Below are 1288 nucleotides of genomic sequence, written 5' to 3' on the forward strand. Positions count from 1 at the left end.
CGGGGGTGTAGAACCGTAGACATCCTTTACATCTGAAACCGGGGACATCGTTTACACATTTGAAGCTTGGATGCGGCTCTTGCCGCGTCCAAGTCTGCCCAAGGGATAGTCACATAGGTACAGATCCCAAACATCCTCTTCAGCCTCTTTAAGCCCTATCCGTTCTCCAGATAAAGCCTCGCTGACAAATATCAGCTTGTTCTTCCACAAGATAGAACCGTCCTGCCTGACACTTCGAACCTGCATGTCTGCCGGATATTCCACTGCGGGTAAGCATCCGGGGTAAGGCCGAGTGGATGGCACATACAACTCTCCCGGACGTTTCATCCCGAGCGCTTCGTGTGGTCGTATGTAATTGAATTCATTCCTGAAATGCTCCAGCAACAGCTGTTGCTCAAGCAAATCGCGTCCTAAAGGCAACTCGAATTTCAAGCTGCGGTGCATTCGCTCGTGGCGACCGTTCTGCGCGGGTCTTCCAGGCATGATTCGCTCGGGGTAGATGCCCAGACGGATCCACCAAACCGCCAATGTAGACATTCTTGCCAGACCAGGAGAGGCGAATGGAACACCGTTGTCAGAACGAATGACTTGCGGCATGCCGTATTCCTGAAAAAGCCTCTCAAATGCCTGTTTTACAGGCTGTGTCATGATCTTGGGGTGGGCCCTGCACGCCAGAATCAGGCGCGATGCGTGGTCAGTCACGGTCAAAGGAAAGCACATCTGCCCGTTAAGCATCTTGAATTGCCCTTTGTAGTCAGCGCACCACGTCTTGTTGGGCTCGTTGGCTTCTCGCATTGGGGCGTGGGAAGTGCCGTGTCGACGCTTGAAGCGCCGTTTGCTGACCAATCCAAGCCGATCAAGCCATTGCCCTGCCGTGCTGGGGGCAGGCCAGGCGATGGTTGGATCCTCGATTCGCAATAGCTCGAGAAGCTTCTTAGGCCCCCATTTATCGTGGGCTTCCTTCATGGCCACCACGCGGGCCAAGATCTCATCGTCAGTTTTGTTTGGACTGTTATGAGGTCGTCGGGAGAGCTCGGACAACGACTTCAAATCGCCGTCATGCCGGGCAATCCATTTATCGACCGTAGGCCGACTCACATTGAATCGGTGTGCCAACTGGGTTTTCGTGTAGTTGCCAGAAAGCCAGTCAGCGACCAGTTTGATTCGTTGATTCATGGGGGACTCTTGGTTCCAGGGCATGATCAGATACCTCCTGACCATGCGTATTAACCTGTAAACCATGTCCCCGGTTAGAAATGTAAACGATGTCCCCGGTTTGTACCGGGAC

Annotated in this window: 1 protein-coding gene; it reads right to left on the minus strand. The window is 53.4% G+C overall.

Going from position 1 to position 1288, the window contains the following annotated elements; translation table 11 throughout:
• Positions 1-51: 51 nt before the first annotated feature.
• A complete protein-coding gene (locus FIV38_RS29780; RefSeq protein ID WP_070996713.1) occupies positions 52-1200 on the minus strand; it encodes an integrase core domain-containing protein in 1149 nt (382 codons plus the stop codon).
• Positions 1201-1288: the final 88 nt, after the last annotated feature.

The organism is Pseudomonas proteolytica (assembly GCF_007858275.1).
GTDB classification, from domain to species: domain Bacteria; phylum Pseudomonadota; class Gammaproteobacteria; order Pseudomonadales; family Pseudomonadaceae; genus Aquipseudomonas; species Aquipseudomonas proteolytica.